The sequence below is a fragment of the Parashewanella sp. 2304DJ23-3 genome, from assembly GCF_056591695.1.
Genome location: NZ_JBWQOH010000001.1, coordinates 73,322 through 95,743, shown reverse-complemented (window position 1 = coordinate 95,743; position 22,422 = coordinate 73,322). Strand labels below are relative to the sequence as shown.

21 protein-coding genes, 1 tRNA gene and 2 pseudogenes are annotated in these 22,422 nt (G+C 37.0%); 13 read left to right on the top strand and 11 right to left on the bottom strand.

What is annotated here, in order from left to right:
- Positions 1 to 19: 19 nt before the first annotated feature.
- Positions 20 to 217 (bottom strand): annotated as a pseudogene (locus AC1EU2_RS00450) (dipeptidase PepE); the annotation flags it as partial.
- Positions 218 to 269: 52 nt separating this feature from the next.
- Between AC1EU2_RS00450 and bioD the strand changes: the two are divergent.
- Positions 270 to 836: pseudogene (bioD, locus tag AC1EU2_RS00445) on the top strand (dethiobiotin synthase).
- Between the two features lie 279 nt (positions 837 to 1,115).
- Positions 1,116 to 4,031 carry an ankyrin repeat domain-containing protein gene (locus AC1EU2_RS00440; RefSeq protein ID WP_480296027.1) on the top strand — a complete coding sequence of 972 codons (2,916 nt, stop codon included), beginning with the start codon at positions 1,116 to 1,118 and terminating at the stop codon, positions 4,029 to 4,031.
- Between the two features lie 61 nt (positions 4,032 to 4,092).
- Here AC1EU2_RS00440 and pepE read toward each other — a convergent pair whose 3' ends face one another.
- Positions 4,093 to 4,800, bottom strand: coding sequence for a dipeptidase PepE (gene pepE / locus AC1EU2_RS00435; RefSeq protein WP_480296026.1), 708 nt, complete (start codon positions 4,798 to 4,800; stop codon positions 4,093 to 4,095).
- Positions 4,801 to 5,009: 209 nt separating this feature from the next.
- Between pepE and htpX the strand changes: the two genes are divergently transcribed.
- Both htpX and AC1EU2_RS00425 read left to right on the top strand, forming a co-directional pair.
- Positions 5,010 to 5,873 carry a protease HtpX gene (gene htpX, locus AC1EU2_RS00430; RefSeq protein ID WP_480296025.1) on the top strand — a complete coding sequence of 288 codons (864 nt, stop codon included), beginning with the start codon at positions 5,010 to 5,012 and terminating at the stop codon, positions 5,871 to 5,873.
- Between the two features lie 157 nt (positions 5,874 to 6,030).
- The gene (locus AC1EU2_RS00425; RefSeq protein ID WP_480296024.1) at positions 6,031 to 6,513 is read left to right on the top strand and encodes a hypothetical protein; all 483 of its coding nucleotides are present in this window, start codon (positions 6,031 to 6,033) and stop codon (positions 6,511 to 6,513) included.
- 69 nt (positions 6,514 to 6,582) lie between these two features.
- Here AC1EU2_RS00425 and AC1EU2_RS00420 read toward each other — a convergent pair whose 3' ends face one another.
- The gene (locus AC1EU2_RS00420) at positions 6,583 to 8,670 is read right to left on the bottom strand and encodes a bifunctional 2',3'-cyclic-nucleotide 2'-phosphodiesterase/3'-nucleotidase (protein ID WP_480296023.1); all 2,088 of its coding nucleotides are present in this window, start codon (positions 8,668 to 8,670) and stop codon (positions 6,583 to 6,585) included.
- Positions 8,671 to 9,097: 427 nt separating this feature from the next.
- Here AC1EU2_RS00420 and AC1EU2_RS00415 point away from each other — a divergent pair.
- A tRNA-Pro gene (locus AC1EU2_RS00415) sits at positions 9,098 to 9,174 on the top strand.
- A 294-nt stretch (positions 9,175 to 9,468) separates the two neighbouring features.
- Here the strand turns inward: AC1EU2_RS00415 and AC1EU2_RS00410 are convergent.
- A complete protein-coding gene (locus tag AC1EU2_RS00410; protein WP_480296022.1) occupies positions 9,469 to 10,395 on the bottom strand; it encodes a DMT family transporter in 927 nt (308 codons plus the stop codon).
- Positions 10,396 to 10,463: 68 nt separating this feature from the next.
- Between AC1EU2_RS00410 and AC1EU2_RS00405 the strand changes: the two genes are divergently transcribed.
- The gene (locus AC1EU2_RS00405) at positions 10,464 to 11,408 is read left to right on the top strand and encodes a LysR family transcriptional regulator (protein WP_480296021.1); all 945 of its coding nucleotides are present in this window, start codon (positions 10,464 to 10,466) and stop codon (positions 11,406 to 11,408) included.
- A gap of 110 nt (positions 11,409 to 11,518) precedes the next feature.
- On the opposite strand, the gene AC1EU2_RS00400 is transcribed toward AC1EU2_RS00405, so the two are convergent.
- Together AC1EU2_RS00400 and AC1EU2_RS00395 are read right to left on the bottom strand one after the other, a co-directional pair.
- Positions 11,519 to 11,863, bottom strand: coding sequence for an antibiotic biosynthesis monooxygenase family protein (locus AC1EU2_RS00400; RefSeq protein WP_480296020.1), 345 nt, complete (start codon positions 11,861 to 11,863; stop codon positions 11,519 to 11,521).
- Positions 11,864 to 12,062: 199 nt separating this feature from the next.
- Positions 12,063 to 12,380: an antibiotic biosynthesis monooxygenase family protein gene (locus AC1EU2_RS00395; protein WP_480296019.1), complete on the bottom strand. Its 318-nt coding sequence runs from the start codon at positions 12,378 to 12,380 to the stop codon at positions 12,063 to 12,065.
- 603 nt (positions 12,381 to 12,983) lie between these two features.
- On the opposite strand from AC1EU2_RS00395, the gene AC1EU2_RS00390 reads away from it, so the two are divergent.
- The 5 genes from AC1EU2_RS00390 to AC1EU2_RS00370 all read left to right on the top strand — a co-directional run bounded on the left by AC1EU2_RS00390 (position 12,984) and on the right by AC1EU2_RS00370 (position 15,995).
- Positions 12,984 to 13,463, top strand: coding sequence for a P-loop NTPase family protein (locus tag AC1EU2_RS00390; protein WP_480296018.1), 480 nt, complete (start codon positions 12,984 to 12,986; stop codon positions 13,461 to 13,463).
- A 16-nt stretch (positions 13,464 to 13,479) separates the two neighbouring features.
- Entirely contained in the window at positions 13,480 to 14,097 is a 618-nt protein-coding gene (locus AC1EU2_RS00385; RefSeq protein ID WP_480296017.1) for a DUF4937 domain-containing protein, read from the top strand.
- A gap of 150 nt (positions 14,098 to 14,247) precedes the next feature.
- Positions 14,248 to 14,484 carry an HP1242/YdcH family protein gene (locus AC1EU2_RS00380; RefSeq protein WP_480296016.1) on the top strand — a complete coding sequence of 79 codons (237 nt, stop codon included), beginning with the start codon at positions 14,248 to 14,250 and terminating at the stop codon, positions 14,482 to 14,484.
- A 137-nt stretch (positions 14,485 to 14,621) separates the two neighbouring features.
- The gene (locus AC1EU2_RS00375; RefSeq protein WP_480296015.1) at positions 14,622 to 15,416 is read left to right on the top strand and encodes a hypothetical protein; all 795 of its coding nucleotides are present in this window, start codon (positions 14,622 to 14,624) and stop codon (positions 15,414 to 15,416) included.
- A gap of 102 nt (positions 15,417 to 15,518) precedes the next feature.
- Positions 15,519 to 15,995, top strand: coding sequence for a hypothetical protein (locus AC1EU2_RS00370; protein WP_480296014.1), 477 nt, complete (start codon positions 15,519 to 15,521; stop codon positions 15,993 to 15,995).
- On the opposite strand, the gene AC1EU2_RS00365 is transcribed toward AC1EU2_RS00370, so the two are convergent.
- On the bottom strand, positions 15,992 to 17,023 hold the full coding sequence (locus AC1EU2_RS00365) for a M28 family metallopeptidase (protein WP_480296013.1): 1,032 nt from the start codon (positions 17,021 to 17,023) through the stop codon (positions 15,992 to 15,994). The two genes, AC1EU2_RS00370 and AC1EU2_RS00365, sit on opposite strands and share 4 nt — an antisense overlap.
- A gap of 166 nt (positions 17,024 to 17,189) precedes the next feature.
- On the opposite strand from AC1EU2_RS00365, the gene AC1EU2_RS00360 reads away from it, so the two are divergent.
- Together AC1EU2_RS00360 and AC1EU2_RS00355 are read left to right on the top strand one after the other, a co-directional pair.
- Entirely contained in the window at positions 17,190 to 17,510 is a 321-nt protein-coding gene (locus AC1EU2_RS00360) for a hypothetical protein (protein ID WP_480296012.1), read from the top strand.
- Between the two features lie 194 nt (positions 17,511 to 17,704).
- Complete coding sequence (locus AC1EU2_RS00355; RefSeq protein WP_480296011.1) at positions 17,705 to 18,172, top strand: hypothetical protein; 468 nt, start codon at positions 17,705 to 17,707, stop codon at positions 18,170 to 18,172.
- A 255-nt stretch (positions 18,173 to 18,427) separates the two neighbouring features.
- Here the strand turns inward: AC1EU2_RS00355 and AC1EU2_RS00350 are convergent, their stop codons facing one another.
- From AC1EU2_RS00350 to AC1EU2_RS00335, 4 genes are all read right to left on the bottom strand, one after another.
- Complete coding sequence (locus AC1EU2_RS00350; RefSeq protein WP_480296010.1) at positions 18,428 to 19,501, bottom strand: alpha/beta hydrolase; 1,074 nt, start codon at positions 19,499 to 19,501, stop codon at positions 18,428 to 18,430.
- 453 nt (positions 19,502 to 19,954) lie between these two features.
- A complete protein-coding gene (locus tag AC1EU2_RS00345) occupies positions 19,955 to 20,611 on the bottom strand; it encodes a CoA transferase subunit B (protein WP_480296009.1) in 657 nt (218 codons plus the stop codon).
- A gap of 12 nt (positions 20,612 to 20,623) precedes the next feature.
- Positions 20,624 to 21,334: a CoA transferase subunit A gene (locus AC1EU2_RS00340; RefSeq protein ID WP_480296008.1), complete on the bottom strand. Its 711-nt coding sequence runs from the start codon at positions 21,332 to 21,334 to the stop codon at positions 20,624 to 20,626.
- A 205-nt stretch (positions 21,335 to 21,539) separates the two neighbouring features.
- Positions 21,540 to 22,421 carry a hydroxymethylglutaryl-CoA lyase gene (locus AC1EU2_RS00335; RefSeq protein ID WP_480296007.1) on the bottom strand — a complete coding sequence of 294 codons (882 nt, stop codon included), beginning with the start codon at positions 22,419 to 22,421 and terminating at the stop codon, positions 21,540 to 21,542.
- Position 22,422: the final 1 nt, after the last annotated feature.

Sequence of the window (22,422 nt, the reverse complement as noted above, 5' to 3'; positions counted from 1 at the left end):
GAATAGAGTTTACAGTCAGTTACAACGTATGTGACAAGTCGCTATCCACAGGGATAGCGATTTCTTGCTGAGTACCGCTAAACAAATAAGCTTCTTTATCACCAACAAAAGAGAGTTTATCGCCATTACGTAAAAGAGCTGAACCTTCTTGAACTCCAACTACTGGAGTACGAGGATTGACCTTTGTAAACTCCAATAACCTTTGAGCTCTCGTTTCTGAATATTATTCAACAACTGGTCAGAGTAAAACAGTTGTAGGTTTTAAACCAATTGCCTCTGGCTGTGAGAGAACTGAGCAGGGCTTACGAAACAGTGATGCGTTTTCTTTAAAGGTTAATTCAACCGAAACTTTGCCATACTCAGTGGTCAACCCAGTCAGTTTTGAATCAGCCATTGCACCGCATATTGCAGCAAAACAGATTGGTTTTGAGCTGTCTAATGAAGTCGTAAAACAGTATATAAACCAAAATACGCTTGAACATGCCGATTTTACTTTGGTTGAAGGTGCTGGTGGTTGACGTTTACCTTTGAATGACAGAGATTTTCTGTCAGATGTTACCGCTGAACTTGAATGGCCTGTAATTTTGGTTGTAGGGATGAACTTAGGTTGTTTAAACCATGCGATGCTCACACAAGAAGCAATTATTAATGATGGCTTAACAATTGCTAGTTGGGTAGCTAAAGGTGTCGATGAAGACATGGCTGTGCAAACAGAGAATCTTAATAGTTTGAAAAATATAATAAAATCTCCATTATTAGGCTTTGTTCCTCATTTGAAAAATGCAAACTCCATTGTTGCGAGCCAATATCTAGATATAAGCTTTTTAATGGATTAAGTACTAAATAAGCTAAATTGATATAGATTAACTGTATGTTTATATTGAGTATTTATCATTAACGGTTAAGTGTAACAAAATGTAAGGTTTACTTTTCTTAATAAAACTCTCCTATCTATATCTGTTAATCCTAAATTTTCACTTCATAACAAAGGGTTAAGTTAGCTTCCTTACTTTAACTTCCCTATATCGTCTTAAAAAATATAATAAACTGACTCTATATAACGGATAAGCATATAAATCATTAATTAAGGATTTATTTGAGTTGAGGTAATTATTATGACGGCAGAAATAACTCATACACCTAAAGATAGTGAGGCTTGTGACTGGTTTCTAGTTGATGCTTCTCCAGCAGAAGAGTTAGGTTTCGTGATATCTGATTCAGCGGAAGAGTTAGTATCAAAAACCTATAACTTATTAGAGGCAGCGGAAATATCCCCTTTGCTGCTTAATCAGTTCCAAGAAGTGATTTCTTATTTTCAATACCTTTACCATGAAAGGGCTAAAAATGAAGAAACTGCTACTTTAGTAAATGATCTCACTTTGATCTTTAAATTACTCGATGATCCGTCAATTCAGACTGCTACCAAGTCTTTGGCATTGCAGCAATTGTTACTTGAATTTAAAAATCAATCGTTGAGAAATGACTCTTGCTCCCCGGTAATTTTATTGTTGCAAATGGATAAGCTAGAAGCTTCTGAATTACATCAAAAACTTCTTAATAAACTGCTTGATGAAAGTTTGAGGTTTCTAGATACGCATAGGGAGCAACAAGGTGTGTCAGTGTTAAATGAGGCGCAGCGTTGTGAGTTAAAAAAAATGGTTGCAAAAGAAATAGGTTTTGAGTTTTCGAATCCTCAGCAACGCTCATCGTTTTTTCAGAAAAGAACTAATTTCCTACAAGGTGAATTGGGAAAATTTAGGGACGTTGTAAAGGTGCTTTGTTCACCTGCAAATCAGTTGTCGGTTCTAACTTCTATGTTGGCAGGGCAAACTGAAAGTGATATTGATATTGATATTTCGGCTTTATCAAAAAAGCTTCAAAAGCTCGATGAGTACAAAAGTTACAATACTATAGATTTACTAAATAGCATAAGAGTCGACCTGTTAACTCTTATCTTTCCTGAAGATGATTATCTTCCTGATGATAGTGCCCCCCATAATGGACAATGGGCTAACGGCAACAAAAGCGTCTTGATGTTTAATGATCCTCAAAGTCGATTAAGAACAAGCGATTATAGAAGTAATTCTAACTTAATGGTTGCTCATGACGTTCGTTTTTTCGTTAGAGAAGCCGAAGGAAGTGAGAGGCTTCCTAGGTTATCTGAGGTTCTTCATGTTGACTTTCATTGTTTAAATGCAACACAAAAGGCTTTGATAGGAACGCAATTTATTGAAGCGATTAAAGGATTAGATGATTTCAATACATTTTTAGAATGTTTTTTGATAGAAATGCAACAATTACCTGAAGTAGTTAAATGGCAACTCGAAGATAAGTTAAAAAATCATTACCAATTTCTTTTATCAAGATCTGAAGTGAATACATCAGGAGATTTATTTTATGGCAGGAAGCTTAGTGATGCTTCAATAGCAGAGTTTCATCGAGCCATTCAGGAAGAAGTTACATTTAATAAGCTTATTGAACTTGAAAATATTAAACAATTAGCAGATGCAAACCTTTCTATTTTATGGCCGACTCGAGAAGGAAATCAGTTATCGAGGGCTCGCAGAGAGCTATTACAAAAACATATGGTTGCACTATTAAAGAAGCAACCATTTGCTTATCACTCTGGATTAACTCCTTCCAGTTTGAGTTTTTCATGGGCTAAACAAAGTTTTAAGGTGTTAATAGAGGAGGCTGCACTATCATCATTTAAAAATGCTTTACGGGAAATTCAATCAGAGAAAGAGCTAAGAGCTGTCGGTTCAAGTTCAATTTTGACACTAGGAGATGAAAAGCATCTTACTGAATATAACGCTTTGTACCTCGAAAAATTAAAAGAATTCTACAATAGTAAACCGTTGCCGCTAGATTTAGCGATAAGCGTTTTACAAAAGCCTCTTTCTGAAACATTTAAATCAACAACAGGAAAGAGCATACTTTTAAATTACCTATGCTTTGAGAGCTCGAAGTGCTCGTCGGATGAGGATATTTTGACTTTAATTCAGCGATTCTCCAAAGAGTTAAGTCGCATGCCAGATGCGGAAGTAAAAAAAATGTTTCTGTGTTTAAATCGAGCGTGGATGGAAATTACAAATCGTCTACCATGTTTTAAAAATGATAATCAGGCAGTGCTATTAGCTCTTGATAAAACTCATAATGCCGCAGAGGTTTTATTTATGAGGCCCATGATTAGGAATGAACAGCAGATAGTGAAATGGGTAAAACGTCTTTATGAGGAAAGCATTTCTTTTGAGCTGACTATGGCAATAAGTGAAACTGTTTTAACTGATTTGTCTAAATTTTTACCAGCCCGTCAGTTGAGCTCATATGTTGCGAGAGGAGCGTTTAAGCAGTTAGCTGTAACAGCTATCAAGTCAGATAACATTCAATTACTGCAATATCTAATTGCAGCTGGTATTGGCATTAATGAACTTGATGAGAGTGGTGACACCTTACTTCATTTAGCGATTGAAGCTGATTCGATGAAATGTTTTAACTGGATTATTCAGGAGAAAGGCTTTGATTTTTCTAAACAGAGTAAAAAAGATAAGTTGAATGCTTATGAAAGCGCAAAGAAATTGAATAGAACAGCCATGATTTCTGCGCTTGAAAATGCGTACCCAAAGTTTGTTGTGACTAAAGAAAAAGAGCGAGTACAACTAAAGCCACAGCCAAAGCAACAGCCAAAGCAACAGCCACAGCCACAGCCACAGCAGCAACGTAAGAGTCAGGTGTCTAGCAAGGCCTCTTCAACAACGAGTTACACGAGTTCTACTCGCTCTAGCAATTCTTCAAGCTCCTCAAGAAGTAGCAGTTCTTCTGGGCAAGAAGGCTTTGCACAAACATTTTTCAGGACACAAAACCAAGCATGTGGCTATCCCAGAGTTACTCGCAGTGAGTTTGTTAACTATCAATTGGGCCAAGCGGCATGGCAAAACGCACAATATAGAATTCACCATCACCACAGCGGTGGTTACATTAGTGGTCATCATTCCGCAGGATTTGGATTCGGCTTACATGGTCGGAGGTAGTTGATAGTCAGAGTGGAGCTTCAATTTTTATCGAGGATTTGAAGCTCTGTTTTGTCTGCAATTACAACATATGTGACAAGTCGCTATCCACAGGGATAGCGATTTCTTGCTGAGTACCGCTAAACAAATAAGCTTCTTTATCACCAACAAGAGAGAGTTTATCGCCATTACGTAAAAGAGCTGAACCTTCTTGAATGCCAACGACAGGTGTTGATGGATCAACTTTGGTAAATTCAAGCAGTCGTTGAGCTCTCGTTTCTCCGTTGTGTCCAGGTGCTTGGTAATTTGTATAGTGAGGATTAAGCTGGAATGGAACGATGCCTAATGCAGTGAATGAAGCAGGCTCAATAATAGGCATATCATTGGTAGTTCGTATACTCTTACCTGTGATATTTGAACCCGCACTCCAGCCTATGTAATACATCCCCTCACTAACTCGCTCTTTTAAAAGAGATACCAAGTCGTGTTTGTACAGTTCATGCAATAAGTGGAAAGTATTACCGCCCCCAACCATTACGCCTTCTGCTTCAAGTAACGCTTTTTTAGGGTCTTTGTGTTGATGAATACTGGTGATCTCAATATTCAGCTCTGAGAGAGCAGCAGCAACAATTTCAAGATATTTGTCGTAACTAAAACTGACACCGGCAAAAGGAATGAAGACCCATTTTTTTGCGGTCTCAGTAAATGGTTTAATGAGCGGCAATGCGTGGCTAAGGTATGGTGTTGAACCTTCACGCGAGCTGCTAAGAAGTAGCGCATTGATTGACATTTGATTTTCCAATATTTTTAACTGAATCCAGTGTATCAAAGCTTGTTGAAAACGGAATAGCGTCATATCTCAATTTTGTTACGGTGACTGGTGGTTATTTGAACCATTAGTAAGGTATTTACTGGTTTACCCTTGAAATCTCAAAAAACAGACATATTATGTCTTATTAGATATGTGAATTTGACACGGTTTTGCTTTAGGAGTACCCGATGAAGCGTGTGTTTTTGTTAATAGCAACCAATATAGCTGTATTGTTAGTTGCATCGTTAATTATGTCGATTTTAGGTGTTAACCCATCGACGATGAGCGGTTTGTTAGTGTTTGCGGCCTTGATTGGATTTGGTGGCTCATTTGTGAGCTTAAAAATTTCAAAATGGATGGCTAAGAAAACAATGGGTTGTGAAGTTATTACCAATCCGAGAGATAGTGATGAGAAATGGTTAGTTGAGACGGTTGCTCGTCAGGCAGAACAAGCTGGTATTAAAATGCCAGAAGTTGCTGTTTATCATTCACCTGAATTAAATGCGTTTGCAACTGGGCCGAGTAAGAATAATTCACTTGTTGCGGTGAGCACAGGTCTTTTGCATGGCATGAGTCGTGATGAAATTGAAGCGGTTTTAGCCCATGAGGTGAGTCATGTTGCTAACGGTGATATGGTCACATTAACGCTTATTCAAGGTGTAGTGAATACCTTTGTTATCTTTGCGGCACGTGCGATTGCAAGAGCAATTGATACTTTTGTATCAAGCAATGATGAAGAAGGCGAAGGTATGGGCATGTTTGCCTACATGGCTGTCGTATTTGTTCTGGATATGATTCTTGGTATTTTAGCTTCGACTATTGTTCATTACTTTTCACGTATTCGAGAATATCGTGCGGATGCCGGTGCAGCCAAACTGGTTGGTGCAAACAAAATGATCGCAGCATTAGAGCGTTTACGTCAAGGGCCTGAAAGTACTGCAATGCCAGCACAAATGTCAGCACTTGGTATTAACGGTAAGCGCTCAGCCGCTGAGTTTTTTATGAGTCATCCACCGCTTGAGAAGCGTATTGAAGCGTTGAGAAATCAATAAGTAGTATCTTTCAATACACATGAAACTAAGCCCGCTGATATAGCGGGCTTTTTAGTGGTTAGACCAGTTGCGGGAATAAGTTATATAGAACTGAAAGAAAAAAACTCACTGATTAAGTATCTTTAAATAGAAGAAAATCTTATAGGAGGATTTAATCATGCCAGTCACTCCAACATCGGGTAATAATGCTGCATCAAGCTCAATATATTTGAATGACCCTAACCTTGCAAATAAAAATAGTGGTGGTTCTCATATTGATATGACAATCATGGCGATGCTGAGTTTAGCAACCGCTCAAACCTTAAAGAGTATGGGAAAAGATCATGATGACAAAACTGGGGGTCATCATAAAAAAGACAAAGGTAATTTTTTAAATGAGCTAGATGCACTCGTTGGCAAGCAATCTAAAATCATTACAGCAGGCTCAAATGGAACTGAGATTGGTGATTTTGATGATGTACAAAATACAAATACATCAGCATTATCATCGAGTACAGATGCTAATTCGCCAGTGCATATATCTAAAAAAGAATTACTCAGTATTTTGAATAGCATGCAAACTCTGGCTAGAGAAGCAGAGTCGCTTCAAAAGGCCATGAATAAAAATAACCATGGGATTTCGCATAGCCTTGCTAAGTAAAAAATTTGTAACAAATGAAAAAGCCCTCAATAAAGAGGGCTTGGCAGGGTACACTTTTATTATAGGTTATTAATCTTCTAACTCTTGAGTCATATCTATGCTGTAGATAGCAAAGCCTGGTACACCGCCTTCAACTTCAAGTTTTTTCATCGCACGTTGTTTATTGGCTTCAATAAAGTTATTTGCCTTTTCGCTATCTTGAGTTTCAAAAGTAATGTTTAGCTCTACAGTAGACTCGATATTTTTGAAGTTCCAGTTGTAGTTTGCTTCAGTATTAATTTCTTTCGCTGACTCACCGGTCTTAGGATCAAACTCAGATTTTTCTTTAATGTAATCCGTTAAAACTTGACGATTTTCAACGGCAAAGTCGTGCACGATATGGTCTGCACCTGTACCTGCAAATTTACCTCCAAAACCGCGATAGTTATTGGTAATAACAACAAACTCTTGGTCAGCTGCTACTGGTAGATCTTTGTATTCAAGATCGATGATTCTCTGACTACCGCCAGCAACATCTTGAACAACACAATCACGGTCATAATTACTTGGCTTAGTCACATCAACTTTATAAGTTACACCGTCGATGCTATCAAAGTTATAAGTAGGGTGACCATCACGATTGATCAGTTGCTGCATTTCTGATTTTGCAGGATCAATTTGATTGAATTGGTTTACACTACATTCCAACCATTCTTTCAGTTCTGCACCAGTAATTTTCAGAGCTACCATTGTATTTGGGTATAAATATAAGTCAGCGGCATCTTTAATCGCTAAGTCGCCTTTATCAACTTGTACATATTGATCTGAATCACTGTCAGAATAACGGCCGCCAGCTTTGAATGGTGCTGCAGCTGATAAAATTGGTAACTGTTGTAAGTCTTCAGGAAGCTTATCTTGTGCATACCACATTTGAGCGTCAGCAACGATTTGAACCGTTGGATCATCTTGAGCCATAGATAAGAAACTATACATATTTGCAGAAGCCTTACCTATTGGAGCATTAACATATGCACGAGTACCTTTGTGCTCTAACTCAACAGCATCATGGATGTCTTTGTCGGCTTCAACAAGAGGCGACTTTTCATTTGCATCGAAAATAGCACGTGTACTGCTCTGAGAGTCTACAACCTTCCAAAACTCACCATCTTTCTCAATCACTAAGTCGATAATGCCTAAATTATCACCCCAACGACCAGGCATTACTGATGCGGTACCGTTAATTGTGCCTTTTTCAATGTCCGCATTTTCTAAGTCTGAATATGTGTCACTTGGAAATACTTGGTGACTGTGACCGAACATTACCGCATCGATTCCGTCAACTTGAGTCAGTTTGTATACAGCATTTTCCATATCAGGATTTTTGTCATCAGGGTTACCAATACCTGAGTGAGGAATTGCAACGATAATATCTGCACCTTCAGCTTTCATTTGTGGAACATAAATTTTTGCTGACTCAATAATGCTGTTAGCTTCAACACGACCAGCAAGATTTTTTGCATCCCAAAGCATAATTTGAGGTGGAACAAAGCCGATGTAACCAACTTTGATTTTATGCTCGTCACCGTCGGTATCTACAACCACTTTTTCTTTAATAATGTATGGCGTAAAACGGTTATCGTATTTGTCTAATTCATCGTTGCCACAGTTCGTATCGCAAATAACATTCGAGTTAATGTAAGGGAAATTTGCGCCAGCGATAGATTGATCCAAAAATTCTAGACCAAAGTTAAACTCGTGGTTACCAATGTTACCTACGTCATAATCGAGTAGGTTCATCGCTTTATATGCTGGGTGAGTATCAGTGAGCGCGTTGTTGTTCTTTTTGAACTCATCAGCCATGTAGTCGCCCATTGGACTGCCTTGAAGTAAATCACCATTATCTACGAGAACAGAGTTTTTCGCTTCAGCACGGGCACTTTTAACGATACTCGCAACACGAGCAAGGCCAATAGTCTGATCTTCAGCATCTTTGTAGTAGTTATAATCCATTATGTTGGTGTGAAGATCGGATGTTTCCATCACACGTAGCTTGATCTGGTCCTTGTGATCTTTCTTGTCATTATCATCACTGTTACATGCTGTTAAACCAAGTGATGCAGCCACTGCTAATGCAATTGCAGTTTTAGTTTTTAATTGTGACTTGTTACCAAAAATCATTATAGCCCCTATAAATTATTATTCGTTATATGTAATAACTGCAGCGATTATCAAGTAAATTAAAGTAGGTGTATGTGAACTTCATCACACAAAAATAAGCTAAAAAAGTGACTAAAAATTCAAATTAGTTACTTTTATGTTTACAAATATGGTCTTTAAAGTTTGATTAATTTTGATTGAAAGTGAAGTTTGAAAACTTTAGATCAGAATGATTACTCTAAAATTAATTTAAGATGACAAAATGGTTAAATATGAAGCATAAATTGTAATTTAAATATTGTTTTGTTCGCAGTTTGTTTGCTTGTTTTTTGAACGCCACTTTAAGCTGTTAATTTAAACGACTTGATGAAATAAAATTCAGTTGTTAGAGTTAGCTGTGATCCAGTTCAAGTTCTCCTCTTTATTGGAAGTGATTGAATCTTATTTTCGGTATGTAGCGCAGTCCGGTAGCGCACTGTCATGGGGTGTCAGGGGTCGGAGGTTCGAATCCTCTCATACCGACCAATTTTCTACAGTTTTATAAACAGTTACACTGGTTTATATGAAGCCTTAAGTTACCCGTTTGTGTACACGTGTGCAAGTTCGTGTGCACGGTGATACCCTCAGCAAAGGCTTCTAAAAAAACTTTGGAGGCTTATGTTTTTTCAGCTCTGGGGGGGACGTACCATTTCATTTACTCAGTCAACATCAATACCCAAAAGGCAGCTTTGAGTACAATACAGTCAGTAATGAAATTAGTTTTGTATTCTCCCCCTAAATATAACTATGGATACATATTAGGCTAGCTAAATCAGTTTTTTAAGTTGATGTCATCTCTTCCACTTTGGTCGCTTTATTTTTCATTCGGCTATTTAAAAGAAAAACACCTAACACTATCAATGAAGCGGCAAAATAATCCTTCATACCGATAGGTTCCATAGCAATAAATGAACCTATCAATAGCGCTACTACAGGTGTAATGTAACTTACTGAAGAGGCTTTAACAGCACCTAATTGGTCGATAATAAAATAGTAAATGATACAAGCTATTCCTGTTCCTAAAAAACCTAGACCAAATGTTACAGATGAAAATACTAGTGTGTTTTTCTTGATATTACTCAAGCCTTCAAAGTCTGTTATTCCTAGCAAGATTATAAGAGCGATACCCAGTTGATAAGTAGTCAGGGCAGAAGCAGAAAGTCTTAAGGGAGATATAAAACGATTTGAGTAAACAAATGAAGCACCTAAACAGACAGACGCCATTACCATAAAAAGAACACCTTCAAATGCAAATGACGTAAGTTCATTTGAAAATGGATCGGCAATTAAAGTAACACCAAAGAATCCAACAGCAATTCCCAACACTTTTTTGATTGAAAATGTTTCATGCGGTAAGAAAAGTACAGCGACTATATAAGCAAATATCGGTGCTGCCCCACTCATTACGCCAGCGATACCTGATTGAAGAAGCTCTGTGCCTTTAACAAATCCGTAAAGATTAAGAACTGTAGCAAACAATGACATTACGACAAAATGATGTAGGTGTTTAATATGTGTAAATTTAACCTCCTTTTTGAATAAAGCATAAGCAAAGACAGGGATAAAGCCAAAGGCAACTCGTATTAATACTACCTGCGTAGGACTAATATGCTCAACAGCCATCTTCATGAATAGGAAGTTGCTTCCCCAGATCAACGCCAACGACCAAAGACCCATAATTGCAACTGTTTTAGGAGATATATTCATAACTTTCACTTAAAAAATTAACTTGTGTTGATTCATTTTGTTTCAATATAAAGAAAGTTAAGATATTATTGAAATTGATAATTATTGAATCAGTTATTAATATTGTGGATATCTCGAAAGCAGATCTAAATTTACTGAAAGTTTTTTTGGTTCTAAGTGAAGAGCTTAATGTTACAAGAGCAGCGAATAGGCTCCATTTGAGCCAGTCGGCTGTTAGTGCCTCATTGGGACGATTAAGAACATTATATCAAGACCCTTTATTTACTCGTGCTCAAGTTGGTATTGTTCCAACTACAAAAGCCTTGCAAATGAAGCCTGCAATTGAAGAAGCCATCAATCAAATTAAGGCAACACTTTCTCCAAGCGAAGAAGTAGATTATTTATCTATAGAAAGAAATATAACTATCGGTTTATCAGATGATTTCGAACTAACTTTTGGCAAAAAAATTATAGATGGAATAAATGATATAGCACCTAACTTTACAGTAATATTTCGGCAAACAAATAGTGCTCTCGTGGAAGAAGCGTTATTAAGTAGAAAAATTGATGTAAGTATTAGTGGTGGCGGAATAAAAGACTCTCGATTGAACAGCTATTCAGTTGGAAGTGCGGGATATAAGTGCGTTTTTGATAAAAATGTATGCTCCAAGAATACATCATTAACTCTTGGAGAGTTTATTTCGTTGGAGCATATATTAGTTTCTTACTCTGGTATTTCAGGGGCGGTCGATGATGGTCTCAGAGAGCTTGGGTTAAAAAGGAAGTTAAAGGCATCGACATCACATTTTTCGGCCTTATCATTTCTACTTGAAGGCTCTGATATGATTGCAACAATTCCAGATTTTGCTGCCGCTACACTAGTAAGGAATAAAAAATTAGGAATCTCATTGTGTCCGATTTCTATGCCACGTTACTCTGTGGAAGTTGGGTGGAGACTCGAATCTTCAACTGATGATGCATTGATGGAAGTCAGGCAAGTATTAAGTAGCATAATAGCGGTGCATCTTTCATGATGCACCTATGAGTATTTTTGATTTATTTTCAGTATTTACTGAGAGCATTAGTTCAATTTAGCTATAGTTCTACTTACTCTAGAGTTGCATAGTACTGTATAAAATGAATGTTAGCCGTGTAATTCTTTACTATCAGTAGGCGCTTCAGTACGGTTATTCATGCCATAATCTCTGATAACTCCAGCAACTCTTAATCTATAGTCCTCGAATACTCCACCACGACCTTTAGATTGTGCAAATCGATGTGACTCTAGTGTACGCCATTTTTGAATAGCATTCTCATCTTGCCAAAAAGACAAAGAAAGAACTTTATTATCGTTTGTGAAACTCTGAAAGCGCTCAATTGAAATGAAACCTTCAATCTTTATTAGTGACGGCATTAGGCCATTTGCTATTTCTAAATACTCAGGAGTTTTCCCTTCAGCCAAATGAACTTCAAAAACTACTGCAATCATAATTTACCTACTTTCTAATTAACTAAACTTTATAATCTAGCTTGCTGCTGAACCAATGATCCCGGAAACTTAATTCATTCCTTTAGGTCATCCTTTCGTCATGCCTGTAGCTTAGATACTGTAATCTCTTGAAAGTTAAAACAAAATTTCCCGAAATTTATTAATAGAATCAGACACTGCTGGTGAGTAATTATTCCAATTAATTCCCGTATTCACGCTCTACTTTTGCAATACGAACTTTATAATTTCCATACCATAGCTTACGGCCATTTTTTTGAACTTCAACATGTTCAGCATTTGCTTTCCAGTTTTTAATATCTTCTAGGTCAGACCAATAAGAAACTGTGATCCCAATATCTTCTCGAACAGCCTCCATACCTAAAAATCCAGGTTGCTGCTTTGCTAATTCAACCATACGTTTACTCGTTTCATCATAGCCATTATCTCCATCTGTTCTGGTAGAAGTAAAGATAACAGTGTAGTACGGAGGGGGTGGGGTAGATACTAGTTTAGACATTTTATTCTCCTCAATTTACAAAAAGCTTTAGAGCGCATTGCTAATGTATTTTACAAAAAAATAATGAATTCAATAACAATCTTCATACCCATAGAGTTGCTCTTCCAAATTCCCTTTTTGAGCTAGGGTAATAACTGCAATCAACTTTATAGCGAATATTGAACCTTGCTTTTAACCTAATTTGCTTAGTATAAATAAACATGTTTTATTATTGAAATTGATAATAATAAAATCAGTTATTAATTAAATAGATATCTAAAAAAGAAAGATTGAGAATATTAAACAATCTATTTGATATCCCAGTGATTCAACGTTGAGTGGTCAAAATGAATATTACGTTCAGGAAATAGGTTGCGTCTGAAGGGAGATGTCCTTTTAAATTAGATCGACAAAATTTCTATTTGTGACAGAATCTTTTAGATATTGTCGATAATACGTTGTTATTATTTTCTTGGGCTTTTGTTGTACTCAGGTTTTACACAGCTTAATCCAATGTACCTATAGCAAAGTGGTACATCGCTTTATTGTGTATTTTGTTTTTAGTTTATTTTTGTGGGCGATGGTCATTAAGCTCAGTATGTTTATTTCCTCAGGAGGTTAGGTATGAAAAGAACTCTGATTTTTGGGAATTCTAGTTCAGGTAAATCAACACTTGCAAAGAAGCTAGTCGTTGAAGAGCAACTTGCACACTTAGATCTAGATACGATAGCTTGGCAACATGAAATGCCTCCAATCAGGAAACCTATCAACGAATCCCAGACAGAAATAAGTGCTTTCATAAAAGCTAACGAATATTGGGTCATAGAAGGTTGCTACTCTGATTTAATTGAACTTGCTACTGATCATGCGACGGAAGTCATTTACCTTAATTTACCGATAAAAGAGTGTATCGAAAATGCACGTAACCGCCCATGGGAACCGCATAAATACGAAAGCAAAAAAGCTCAAGATGCTAACTTAGATATGCTGATTAGTTGGATACAAGATTATGACAAGCGTTTAGATACTTTTTCAAAGAATGCACACCAAACTATTTACGATCAATTTGATGGCAAAAAGCTTCAAATTACCAGCTACACATAATTTCATAAGGACAGTGATGTTAGCTAAATTGATAAAGTGTAAAGTACCACTACAGCATAAAAATCGATTTTCAGAAGGACAACAATACTGGCAACAAACAAAGCAAGCTGAAGGGTTTTTTAAGCAATCAGGCGGTTGGGTTAATGAAACTGCGGTGATTTTTGCGCTATGGAAAGACAAAGCTTCAATAGAAAGTTTTATGAAGACACTTCACGATCCCATTGCGGATAAAGCTCAGCAAGCTAACTGTTACTCTTCGATATCGGTTAATTATTTAGAACATGTAATGGATATTCCTTCATACCTCAATTCGTCGCAAAACCATGCGAAACTCATTAGGGTGGCTGACTGCCATGTTTTAGAAGACAAAATAGGTGTATTTTTAGAAGTCCAACAAGATATTTGGAATCCTGGAATGTCTTCTGTTTCAGGTATGTTGGGCGGATATGTTTGGCAATCTAGTAAAGTGGCAACTCAGTTTTTGGTGACTACATATTGGGAATCAGAGCTGGCTCACCGTCGCTATCTCAACAATGAGTTTCCGCTGTTAAAACAAAAGGCTAACTTTGATCGTTATATGGGGTCTGTTGATGGCTTTACCATTCTCATTGAGCCCACATGGGATGTTTTTTAGGCAATATATTTTCAAGTCATAGTTTATGAATAATTGCTCTTTCTGATTTGTGATTAAAACGGCAAATATTGGATAAGTTTTGCCCAAACAAATGACGAACTATTGTGAGTAATGGTCCGTCGTCAATTGATGAATTAGAGAGGTAAGTCAATGTTAGGAGAAGATCACTCATTACTCCACGATTTTTCTGAGCATAAAGATAAAATCATTTCGCTCACAAAAAATGATAATGACTTTAAAAAAATGGCAGATGATTACCATAAGCTCGATATTGAAATTAGAGAACTAGAGTTAGACAAAGTGCCTGTTGCAGACGAGTACTTTAATGAACTCAAACATAAGCGTTCAGAGTTAAAAGACATACTATATGGTCGATTAAACTCTTAAAAATCTGTAGTTTTTAGGCATCTTTCAATGGTGCCTTATTATATTAAAGCTAAAATTAATCATACTTTATCAATGACTTATTTTTCTAGGAATATGTAATACTTAATCTAATGATTGGTTTAAGTATTAGATAATTCGTGTTTCCTGCTCAAGCATTAAATAGAAGAGAATTTTCTGGTTTAGAGATAATCTCTTCTAATCCAAAACAAAAGATAGCTGTTTATCGACTGCATAAACGGAGTGGGAAAGTCTATGATTTCGAGGTTTCATTTGCTACTGAACAATTAAAAGAAGCGACAAAAGCCCAAATAGTGAAATCCCATAAACGTTTTTGGAAAGGAGATACTGAAAGAGAAAGAGCGGCTAGGATAGTTGAGCATATTAATCACCCGGCATGGCAACAAAACCTACATACTACTTGTGTTGTAGATACCTCAATAGATTATAAAAGGAATGAGCCAGAAACAATATCTGAATGGATAGATCGTGCAAATAATGATGTTACTCCTGAAAACCCTCCTTTAACATTAATTTTAGATTTAGATGACACTATTTTTTCTAAAAATCAAAGTGCTAATTTTGATGACCTAGATTCGCTTCATGGAGGAACTTATTTCAATTCCATTGCAATGAAACAAATATCAGAATTTCAAAAAAGAGGACATAGAATTAAAGTTTTGACCAATTCAGAATACTCGTTTAGAAAAATAGAAGCTGCCTTCTCGAGGTATAATGTTACTTTGGAGAGTAAAGATTATTTTAACGTAACAAGCAAAGCTAGAGATGGTCTGCGAAAATCTGATTTTTTAGATAGATACTCTTTTGATAAAAGCTGCTTACTTGTTGATGACATGATGAAAAACAAATCAGGCAAAACTCACTTCTATCACGTATCAGAAAATCAGCCATTTCCAGATTTAATCAAGGGTTAGTTTGTTAACTAGATTTCATTAAATCTTACTTATCGCTTCATGTTATTCCTTATGCTAAATGCTAGTTTTTGATGTGTATGAATTATCCGGGGTAACTTCAAAATGAAGCGTTTATCAATAAGTATCAGTGGAGCAATGTTGCTAGCATTTATGTTGTGTAGTAATTCTTTTGCTCAAGCGAATCTTTCTAAAAGTTTTTATCAAGTAAATAACTTTGATGGTGTATCAAAGGCAATGTGGAATGGAGTAACTTTTTGCCAATATACGCGTCAAGGTGGACTGGATATGAAAACGTGTTTTCCATTCCAAAATACATCAAATACTGTACTTCATTTCCAAATCTTAGATTCTAAATTTAACCCTGATATGAATGAAGGAGATATTGATTTTGGCGATAAGAATATCACAATGGCTTATGATACAAATTATGCGACAAAGTCTTCAGAAATTTTAATTACAATAAAGAAGACCTCAGCCAAAGTTTATGAAGGAGTAATAAAAAATAATGTAGGCCTAACTTGTTCAACTGATGGCTGCGCAAAATGGAATAAGGGTGTTAAAAAACACCCAAATGATTAATTTGATTTTAGATATTGAACAATTAAAGTTACGGCATTATTCAGTTGTAACTTTAACTGTGTTGATTTTTCAGGGAGTAAAAAAGAGGCACTATCAAACTTCGTATGCCAGATATTTCCCCATTTAGATTCAGTTTTGCGATTACATGCCGTCATTTTCTTTTCATCAAAACAATCCCAGAATTGCTGGTCAGTAGTCTGAGAGTATCCATCGTAACCGTCTTTACCATTGATAGAAAAGTTGGTTGATTCTATATATGCCACAGGAATACCTTTGCAAGAGAATGGATAATGATCGGACCAACTTCCTGTTTCTCCAGCTTTAAATGTTTCATTTCGAGGGTGAATGAGATAGCCATTTTTTAGATTTAACTTATTTGAAAGATAAATAAGTTTGTCTCTCAACTGAGAGTTTGAGCCATAATTTGGGTTATTTATATTTTTACACGAATAAGGTTTAGTTTGAGCACTATGGATATATAACTTATCGCCACCAATAATGGTGTCGAGATTAATCATCCCGATAACTTTACTCAGATTGTTCTTTTTATCATTAACATAAGCTTCGGAACCATAAATTCCAATTTCTTCTGCACCAAAATGTACAAGTCGAACAGTATAAGGTAGAGACTTAGACTTAAGTTGTTCGGCGATGCCTAATAAAGCTATTGCACCAGAAGCATTGTCAATAAAACCTTTAGATCCTGTTCCTGTTACTCCATCATAATGAGCACCGACAATGATAGTCTTTGGCGACTGACCTTTAATAACGACCTCTAAGTTGTTTGATTTGTAAGTATTACCTTTGGCTTTAAAATGAAAAGGTAGGGTCTTAGCCTGATAGCCTAATGTTTGATATTCGTTGCTAAGCCATTTCATTGCTTTTAATTCTTCATCGGAAGTTGCACCACGAACGTCAGTTACATCAGCGAAAGTGTTGAGTTTTTTCCAAGTGTCGCTTTCAGCGTGAGTCAAAGTGGAAACAGTTAAAGCGCAAATTAAACAGCTTATCTCGATTGTTTTAGTCATATTATGAAGTGTTTTCATTAGAGTTAATAAAGGCCAAGTTACGGAAATAGTTCAAAAATTTCAATTATATTCTAACCTTAATTATGTGTTTGCAGACACAATTAGATCCATTAATGGACATTAATAGTTTAAATTTTTGAGTGTAATGACATAAGGAGTGTGACTTATGCAAGAATATAATAGACGGAATTTTTTGCTTAAAGGTGGTGTCATCATCGCAACTGGAGCAATTGCTAGTACTACAAGTTTAGCTATGGCAGGCCCTGTTCATAGTGAACATCATGAGGGCATTGAAACAGATATGAAGCACGTTTGTGCAACATGCTCTCATTGGGGCGGTGAACGCAAAGTCTCGATGGACAAAAAGATGGTTCATGTACACGGTGAAGGTTGGTGTAATCATTCAGATAGTGAGCATCACCATACAAAAACTCCGCCAATGAAGATGCACAAAACCAAATGGGAAAAGTGGGATACCTTGAAGTAGTCTTAAATTTTTCTTTCAGAAAGGCGCTATTTCAGCGCCTTTTTTAATAAATTATTGAACAACATTAACAAAGTTTAACTGGAGGCTATGCGGTTAATAATATAAAAAGGTCTAACTTATTAATTCAACAAACTTCTTTTACAATAATATTGAAGTGATGTTTGAATCATTCATATTTTTCTTTGAGGTTTACTATGTCGCAACAAATGACTTTGACTAGCAGCCACCACAAGGATTGTTATTTAACTCAATGGACACACCTTCAAGCTGAAATTAAGGCTATGAAAGGGGATGGAAAAGAAGTTAAACTTTCTATTTCAAATCATAAATACGATGTAGGAAGTGGCCTAAAAAAAAGGTGTTATTTTGTGAATAAAGATGACGACTTGAAGACTGTAGAAAAACATTTAGAAGTTATAAGTAGAATACACAAGTTGACAGAAGATGATGTAGTAGATGAAAAACAAGACTTACAAAAATACCGTCATCAGCTTATGACTCAATTTACTTTTAAACATTGTAGAGCAAATTGTAAAGGTTTTGCTAAAGATCTAGCCAAAAGTGAATTTAAAAGCTTTATGTCTGAAGTGGAAAGAACTAGTCAGACTAATTTGGAGATTATTAGAAGCATTAACTTAGATAATTTTCTATCTTCATTATAGTTTTGTGGCTAAAGAGAGCTTATGCGCCAAGGTATGAGCATACTTTTCCCAATCTTGGTCATCGAATTTCACTATTTGACTTTACTCAGCTTCCTTAAGCAGTTCGAATTTGCTTAAGGGGAGGGTAAAATGCAACCTCCTCTCTTATTAAAAAGGCTGGAAATAAAAAGTTGTAGTCTTCTAACTCAGCTTCATCAGGGCTTTCAATTTAGAATTTGATAGCGTCGCTGTGGCAGGAGCCAATGTGTTTCATAGTTATTTTATCTGCTTTTTAGGCTGACAGAGTTTAAGGTTCCCGTCTATCTTGCAAATTTCATCTAAAATAATTTTCCCTGCTGTTTGGTTTTCATTGTTGTTAAAGTAATCTGCGATTTCAATTAAATCGGATATATCCTCATTGGGAAGCTCCATAGCATATTGTATATGTTCTCGCACTTTATCTGATGAATTTGTATCATCAGACATTGCATGATAGGCAATGATTCTGGGAATTAGATTCTCTGGTGGAGTAACAGTAAATCCAAAACGTGAGGATAGCTTTTTATAATGTTTCTTTAACGTTTCTACACCACTTATTTTAGTTTCATAACTAGGCTCCCAACTTTTGAATGTTGTATCTAGAGCAAATTTTAGTGAAGGGTGCTTAGTTGATTGGTGCGATTCTTCAGGAAACTTTTTTATGCCTATTGATAATCTTGGTAAATACTCAAGTCGTTTTTTTATTTCATCGAAAGGAGTTTGCATATGCTCACCTTCGTCTGCGATTGTTATAACAACAGGAGCTAATTTTTGGAGTTCTGAATTTTTAAGTTGTTCTACTTTCTTTGCAATATAGTCATCATCTAGTGAAGCACTAAAGGAGTAGTATTGAGAAAATACATTTTTATTCTTAAGCCAGTAATCTAAAACAAAGCGCCCAGAATTTGAGTGACCAGATAAAATACTAAAAGGAGCAGATCGATATTTTGAATTTACAAAAGGTACAACTTCTTCAGTAAGATACTTTTCAAAAGGAGATGTTTTACCATCAATAGGCTTTAACTCTTTCCCTCGGCTCTGAACTCCAATAACGATAAATTCTGGTAATTGATTAGAGATTAAATCAATAGTGGCCAGAGTTGGAAGCATATCCCATTGTCCATGGAGTAAATAAATCACAGGATACTCTTGGTTGCTAGTTTCGTAGCTATCGGGAAGGCTTACATATAATTGTCGGTTTTGATTGAGGACTTTGGAGTCTAGTTTCACTTCTTTTGCAATCACTAAGTCAGCCGCATTAACAATGAAAGCTTGTAAGGCGAGCAAACAGATTAATAATATCCTTTTCATCACACTCTCCATGTTGAATGTTCAAATAACATAACAGGAAAACTGTTAAAAATTAAACGATTAAATTTTGAGGTGTGAATATTTTTAATATTGTTTTTTTGTGAGTAATAAAGTTTGGCACTTTTACTATCTAGAACTCAGTACTTATGGCTCAATGGTGTGCAGGATACAATAAATATAGTAACCAATTTTGTGTGGTAATTAATCTAAAAGCTATTCCAAATTTGCTTGCAGACTATAACAATTCCCGTCGAAGCTGTTAGTCATTTATTCAATAATATCTGAAACGTTCAGCTTCGTTGGGGCGGCTCAGGGGATTTAAAAGGGGAAACAGCTGGAGGTTTCCCCTTTTGGCGGTGTGGAGTGCAACTCCACGACTTTAATAAACTTCGAAGAAATTCAAATAGAAAAGTCACTGGATGCCCGATAACAACATTCGGGCATGACGGTGAATTAAATCACCATCTCTGGTATATCACCATCAACCACTAACTTACCCGCAGTCTTTGATTGAATTTCTTCAACCGAAACACCTGGAGCACGCTCAATTAAGTGGAATGCACCGTCTTTTATTTCGAGTAAAGCTAAGTCTGTAATAACACGTTTGATGCAACCATAGCCTGTTAAAGGCAACTCACATAAAGGTAATAGTTTAGAGTTACCACGCTTATCGGCATGGGTCATCATTACGATGATGTTGTCAGCACCTGCAACTAAATCCATTGCGCCACCCATACCTTTAATGAGCTTTCCTGGGATCATCCAAGACGCAATTGAACCATTTACATCAACTTCAAATGCACCTAATACCGTTAGGTCAACATGACCGCCACGGATCATAGCGAAGCTCTCAGCTGATGAGAAAAACGAAGCACCTTTTACAGCCGTAACGGTTTGCTTACCTGCGTTGATAAGATCCGCATCGATTGATTCTTCGGTTGGAAACTCGCCCATACCTAACAAACCGTTCTCAGATTGCAGCATCAACTGCATGCCATCAGGCACATAGTTCGCAACGAGGGTTGGAATGCCTATGCCTAGATTTACGTAATATCCGTCTTTAAGTTCTTTAGCAACACGTTGTGCCATTTGTTCTCTTGATAATGCCATGGTGTTGCCTCCTTATGCTTGCTCTGATGCTTTGACGGTACGTTGCTCAATACGTTTTTCGAACGTGCCTTGGATAACACGGTTAACGTAAATTCCAGGAGTGTGGATATGATCAGGATCCAGTTCACCTGGCTCTACAATGTGCTCAGCTTCAACAACGGTAATTTTACCTGCAGTTGCCATCATCGGGTTGAAGTTAGCTGCCGTTTTACGGAATACGAGGTTACCCATAGTGTCAGCCTTCCAAGCACGAACTAATGCAAAATCAGAGGTTAGCGAAGGTTCTAGTACGTAATGACGCCCATCAATTTCACGAGTTTCTTTACCTTCGGCGATAGGTGTTCCGTAACCTGTTGCTGTAAAGAAAGCCGGAATACCAGCGCCGCCAGCACGGATTTTCTCAGCCAAAGTACCTTGAGGCGTTAGAATTACGTTAAGTTCGCCAGATAACATTTGTTTTTCAAATGTGGCATTTTCACCTACGTATGAGGCCATCATGGTGGAGATCTGACGTTTTTGAAGTAAAAGACCTAAGCCAAAATCATCAACGCCTGCGTTATTCGAAATTGCCGTTAAACCATTGATGTCCATTTTGGTCATTTGAGCGATTAAACCTTCAGGAATGCCGCACAAACCAAAACCACCGACCATAATCGTCATGTCACTTTTCAGACCATCTAGCGCTTCTTCGTAGCTGCTGACTACTTTGTTAAGTCCTGCCATAGGGTTTTCCTTTTATTCTTTAATTTGTAAGTAGCTGACTATAAGTTTTCTAACATTTTTTGATGCTCAGCTTCAGCGCATTACGGCGTTGCAACTCTGGTTACATAGCTACGGCTATGCGTCCTCTGTTGCGCCTTGTCCTGCATTATATCTGAACACCAAATTTCTGAAGAAACTCATTGTCAGCTACTTATATAGGGGGAGGTTATCCCAGCAATGCTTTAGCGACTTTTGAACCGTTTGTTCGTCCTAAAGCTTTACAAATCTTTTGCCCAACATGAGCCAGTTGCTCTAAATCAATGTCCGTATGTAAGCCAATACCATGAAGCATGTAAATTAAGTCTTCGGTAGCTAAATTACCTGAGGCGCCTTTAGCATAAGGGCAACCACCTAGGCCTGCTACGGATGAATCAAAGGTGTTAATTCCAGTTTCTAAACACGCTTGAATGTTAGCAAGTGCTTGACCGTAAGTGTCATGGAAGTGCAGAGCAAGCTTTTCAACGGGCACACTTTGCGCAACCGCTTCAAGCATCGCTTTTGCTTTTTTAGGTGTGCCTACGCCGATAGTGTCACCTAACGACACTTCATAGCAGCCCATGTTGTGCAGTAATTCAGTAACTCGAACGACTTCTGATACAGCAATCTCGCCTTCGTAAGGGCAGCCAAGTACACAAGAAACATAACCGCGAACGGGTAAGTTGTGTTCTTTGGCTAATTCCATGACAGGTTTAAAGCGAGCAATGGACTCTTCGATTGAACAATTAATGTTTTTCTGGCTAAACGCTTCTGATGCTGACCCAAAAATGGCAACTTCATCGGCATCCGCAGCAAGCGCTGCTTCAAGACCTTTTAAGTTTGGCGTTAATGCACTGTATTGCACGTCTGGTTTACGGGCAATTTGATCCATTACCGTAGCGGAATCGGCCATTTGTGGCACCCATTTAGGGGACACAAAGCTAGCCGCTTCGATACGTCTTATACCTGCATCAGCAAGACCGTTAATCAATGTTACTTTATCTTGAGTACTAACGGCGGCTTCATTTTGCAAGCCGTCACGTGCACCAACCTCAAAAATGCTTACTGGCATA